At 52.2% G+C, this 5,341-nt stretch carries 2 tRNA genes and 2 rRNA genes; all 4 read left to right on the forward strand.

Features of this window, described 5'->3' with window-relative positions:
* The first annotated feature begins 283 nt into the window (after positions 1 to 283).
* The 4 genes from ACEU5R_RS31635 to ACEU5R_RS31650 all read left to right on the forward strand — a co-directional run bounded on the left by ACEU5R_RS31635 (position 284) and on the right by ACEU5R_RS31650 (position 5,319).
* A 16S ribosomal RNA gene (locus tag ACEU5R_RS31635) occupies positions 284 to 1,814 on the forward strand.
* Positions 1,815 to 1,944: 130 nt separating this feature from the next.
* Positions 1,945 to 2,021, forward strand: a tRNA-Ile gene (locus ACEU5R_RS31640).
* 35 nt (positions 2,022 to 2,056) lie between these two features.
* Positions 2,057 to 2,132 (forward strand) — tRNA-Ala (locus ACEU5R_RS31645).
* 307 nt (positions 2,133 to 2,439) lie between these two features.
* Positions 2,440 to 5,319 (forward strand): 23S ribosomal RNA (locus ACEU5R_RS31650).
* Together the 16S and 23S rRNA genes with 2 tRNA genes alongside form the textbook arrangement of a ribosomal RNA operon.
* The last annotated feature ends 22 nt before the right edge of the window (positions 5,320 to 5,341 follow it).

Genomic DNA, 5,341 nt, shown 5'->3' on the forward strand with positions numbered 1-5,341 from the left:
TTCTTCGAAAGTCGCTGAAGTTAACGGCAGTTGAGGCGAAGTAGTACAGAATTTGGCAGTACCGCTCTTTAACAATTAAACAACCGATAAGTGTGGGCGCTTGATGCGAGTGCGCAGTGATCGGGCCGGGTTTACCTGGTTTGATCGCAAGCACAAGAAATCAAGTGCTCACTAGAAGTGAAGTGCCTTAGATGTCAAGTCTAAGAACATACCTCACTTCCTTTGAGTAGCGACGTATGACTCGGTTCTTCGGAACTAAGAAATACGAATTTATACAGAGATTAAACTGAAGAGTTTGATCCTGGCTCAGATTGAACGCTAGCGGGATGCTTTACACATGCAAGTCGAACGGCAGCGCGGACTTCGGTCTGGCGGCGAGTGGCGAACGGGTGAGTAATGTATCGGAACGTGCCCAGTAGCGGGGGATAACTACGCGAAAGCGTAGCTAATACCGCATACGCCCTACGGGGGAAAGCAGGGGATCGTAAGACCTTGCACTATTGGAGCGGCCGATATCGGATTAGCTAGTTGGTGAGGTAACGGCTCACCAAGGCGACGATCCGTAGCTGGTTTGAGAGGACGACCAGCCACACTGGGACTGAGACACGGCCCAGACTCCTACGGGAGGCAGCAGTGGGGAATTTTGGACAATGGGGGCAACCCTGATCCAGCCATCCCGCGTGTGCGATGAAGGCCTTCGGGTTGTAAAGCACTTTTGGCAGGAAAGAAACGTCGCGGGCTAATACCCCGTGGAACTGACGGTACCTGCAGAATAAGCACCGGCTAACTACGTGCCAGCAGCCGCGGTAATACGTAGGGTGCAAGCGTTAATCGGAATTACTGGGCGTAAAGCGTGCGCAGGCGGTTCGGAAAGAAAGATGTGAAATCCCAGAGCTTAACTTTGGAACTGCATTTTTAACTACCGAGCTAGAGTGTGTCAGAGGGAGGTGGAATTCCGCGTGTAGCAGTGAAATGCGTAGATATGCGGAGGAACACCGATGGCGAAGGCAGCCTCCTGGGATAACACTGACGCTCATGCACGAAAGCGTGGGGAGCAAACAGGATTAGATACCCTGGTAGTCCACGCCCTAAACGATGTCAACTAGCTGTTGGGGCCTTCGGGCCTTGGTAGCGCAGCTAACGCGTGAAGTTGACCGCCTGGGGAGTACGGTCGCAAGATTAAAACTCAAAGGAATTGACGGGGACCCGCACAAGCGGTGGATGATGTGGATTAATTCGATGCAACGCGAAAAACCTTACCTACCCTTGACATGTCTGGAATCCTGAAGAGATTTAGGAGTGCTCGCAAGAGAACCGGAACACAGGTGCTGCATGGCTGTCGTCAGCTCGTGTCGTGAGATGTTGGGTTAAGTCCCGCAACGAGCGCAACCCTTGTCATTAGTTGCTACGAAAGGGCACTCTAATGAGACTGCCGGTGACAAACCGGAGGAAGGTGGGGATGACGTCAAGTCCTCATGGCCCTTATGGGTAGGGCTTCACACGTCATACAATGGTCGGGACAGAGGGTCGCCAACCCGCGAGGGGGAGCCAATCCCAGAAACCCGATCGTAGTCCGGATCGCAGTCTGCAACTCGACTGCGTGAAGTCGGAATCGCTAGTAATCGCGGATCAGCATGTCGCGGTGAATACGTTCCCGGGTCTTGTACACACCGCCCGTCACACCATGGGAGTGGGTTTTACCAGAAGTAGTTAGCCTAACCGCAAGGGGGGCGATTACCACGGTAGGATTCATGACTGGGGTGAAGTCGTAACAAGGTAGCCGTATCGGAAGGTGCGGCTGGATCACCTCCTTTCAGAGCTTAGTGCTCGTGTTAAGCGTCCACTCTTATCGGTTGTTTGATATAGCTGGGATCGGTTGTGGGCTTGGGTAGAGGGATTCCTCCCTGTGTCCATGACTTCTGACTACTGATCCGAGAAGGTTTTGGGTCTGTAGCTCAGTCGGTTAGAGCACCGTCTTGATAAGGCGGGGGTCGTTGGTTCGAATCCAACCAGACCCACCAGGTATTCGCAGGGCGCGGCAAGCGTCGTGGGATATGGGGGTGTAGCTCAGCTGGGAGAGCGCCTGCTTTGCAAGCAGGATGTCATCGGTTCGATCCCGTTCACCTCCACCACTGATTGACGAAGGTTGATTGCCTGGTGAGAAGTAGAGGCTAACTCATAGCATCGTGTGCAGATTGCAGGCGGTTTTATGAGTTAGGTTTTACCTGACAGCTATATTTGTTCTTTAACAATCTGGAAGAAGCACAACAAAATGTGCTCATCGAGTAGTCAGCTTGGCTGATGAAGATGGGTACGGGTTGTGATTGCATTAATTTTGTTCCAAGTTCTCAAGACTGAAGTGAATAACTTCAGACTGCTTTGAAACTTATGAACGGCACAAACGCTAATACTCAGGTCCTATAGCCTACAGCGTTATAGGATCAAGCGACTAAGTGCATATGGTGGATGCCTTGGCGATCACAGGCGATGAAGGACGTAGTAGCCTGCGAAAAGCTGCGGGGAGCTGGCAAACAAGCTTTGATCCGCAGATATCCGAATGGGGAAACCCACTCCGCAAGGAGTATCCCTGACTGAATACATAGGTCAGTGGAAGCGAACCGGGTGAACTGAAACATCTCAGTAGCTCGAGGAAAAGAAATCAACCGAGATTCCGAAAGTAGTGGCGAGCGAAATCGGAAGAGCCTTTACGTTTTAGCATTCAGGATAATCGAACGGGATGGAAAGCCCGGCCGTAGCAGGTGATAGCCCTGTAGATGAAATCTTGAGTGTGGAACTAAGCGTAAGAAAAGTAGGGCGGGACACGTGAAATCCTGTTTGAAGATGGGGGGACCATCCTCCAAGGCTAAATACTCGTGATCGACCGATAGTGAACCAGTACCGTGAGGGAAAGGCGAAAAGAACCCCGGAAGGGGAGTGAAATAGATCCTGAAACCGTATGCATACAAACAGTAGGAGCCTCGTAAGGGGTGACTGCGTACCTTTTGTATAATGGGTCAGCGACTTACATTCAGTGGCAAGGTTAACCGAATAGGGAAGCCGTAGCGAAAGCGAGTCCGAATAGGGCGATTCAGTCGCTGGGTGTAGACCCGAAACCAGATGATCTATCCATGGCCAGGTTGAAGGCACGGTAACACGTGCTGGAGGACCGAACCCACTAATGTTGAAAAATTAGGGGATGAGCTGTGGATAGGGGTGAAAGGCTAAACAAATCTGGAAATAGCTGGTTCTCTCCGAAAACTATTTAGGTAGTGCCTCAAGTATTACTGCAGGGGGTAGAGCACTGTTATAGCTAGGGGGTCATGGCGACTTACCAAACTATGGCAAACTCCGAATACCTGCAAGTACAGCTTGGGAGACAGAGCACCGGGTGCTAACGTCCGGACTCAAGAGGGAAACAACCCAGACCGCCAGCTAAGGTCCCGAATTATCGCTAAGTGGGAAACGAAGTGGGAAGGCATAGACAGTCAGGAGGTTGGCTTAGAAGCAGCCATCCTTTAAAGAAAGCGTAATAGCTCACTGATCGAGTCGTCCTGCGCGGAAGATGTAACGGGGCTAAGCGATAAACCGAAGCTGCGGGTGTGCACTTTGTGCACGCGGTAGGAGAGCGTTCTGTAAGCCTGCGAAGGTGGCTTGTAAAGGCTGCTGGAGGTATCAGAAGTGCGAATGCTGACATGAGTAGCGATAAAGGGGGTGAAAAGCCCCCTCGCCGTAAGTCCAAGGTTTCCTGCGCAACGTTCATCGGCGCAGGGTGAGTCGGCCCCTAAGGCGAGGCAGAGATGCGTAGCTGATGGGAAGCTGGTTAATATTCCAGCACCGTCGTACAGTGCGATGGGGGGACGGATCGCGGAAGATCATCAGGGTGTTGGATGTCCCTGTTGCTGTATCGAAGATGGCGCTTAGGCAAATCCGGGCGCGTAAATCAAGGGTATGGCACGAGCGAGCATTGCTTGCGAAGTGATTGGAAGTGGTTCCAAGAAAAGCCTCTAAGCTTCAGCTGTACGAGACCGTACCGCAAACCGACACAGGTGGACGGGATGAATATTCCAAGGCGCTTGAGAGAACTCAGGAGAAGGAACTCGGCAAATTGATACCGTAACTTCGGGAGAAGGTATACCCCGGTAGTGTGAAGCGCCTGCGCGCTTAGCATGATGGGGTCGCAGAGAATCGGTGGCTGCGACTGTTTATTAAAAACACAGCACTCTGCAAAGACGAAAGTCGACGTATAGGGTGTGACGCCTGCCCGGTGCCGGAAGGTTAAGTGATGGGGTGCAAGCTCTTGATCGAAGCCCCGGTAAACGGCGGCCGTAACTATAACGGTCCTAAGGTAGCGAAATTCCTTGTCGGGTAAGTTCCGACCTGCACGAATGGCGTAACGATGGCCACACTGTCTCCTCCTGAGACTCAGCGAAGTTGAAGTGTTTGTGATGATGCAATCTACCCGCGGCTAGACGGAAAGACCCCATGAACCTTTACTGTAGCTTTGCATTGGACTGTGAACCGGCCTGTGTAGGATAGGTGGGAGGCTTTGAAGCGTGGTCGCTAGATCACGTGGAGCCATCCTTGAAATACCACCCTGGTTTGTTTGCGGTTCTAACCTTGGTCCGTTATCCGGATCGGGGACAGTGCATGGTGGGCAGTTTGACTGGGGCGGTCTCCTCCCAAAGTGTAACGGAGGAGTTCGAAGGTACGCTAGGTACGGTCGGAAATCGTGCTGATAGTGCAATGGCATAAGCGTGCTTGACTGTGAGACTGACAAGTCGAACAGGTGCGAAAGCAGGACATAGTGATCCGGTGGTTCTGAATGGAAGGGCCATCGCTCAACGGATAAAAGGTACTCTGGGGATAACAGGCTGATACCGCCCAAGAGTTCATATCGACGGCGGTGTTTGGCACCTCGATGTCGGCTCATCTCATCCTGGGGCTGTAGCCGGTCCCAAGGGTATGGCTGTTCGCCATTTAAAGAGGTACGTGAGCTGGGTTTAAAACGTCGTGAGACAGTTTGGTCCCTATCTGCCGTGGGCGTTGGATACTTGACGGAGCCTGCTCCTAGTACGAGAGGACCGGAGTGGACGTACCTCTGGTGTACCGGTTGTCATGCCAATGGCATTGCCGGGTAGCTAAGTACGGAAGAGATAACCGCTGAAGGCATCTAAGCGGGAAACTCGTCTGAAGATTAGGTATCCCGGGGACTTGATCCCCCTAAAGAGTCGTTCGAGACCAGGACGTTGATAGGTCGGGTGTGGAAGCGCAGTAATGCGTTAAGCTAACCGATACTAATTGCTCGTGAGGCTTGATCCTATAACACTGATGGTTATGACCT

Origin of the sequence: Achromobacter sp. 413638, from assembly GCF_043119405.1 — a bacterium.
In the GTDB taxonomy this organism is placed as follows: domain Bacteria; phylum Pseudomonadota; class Gammaproteobacteria; order Burkholderiales; family Burkholderiaceae_B; genus Achromobacter.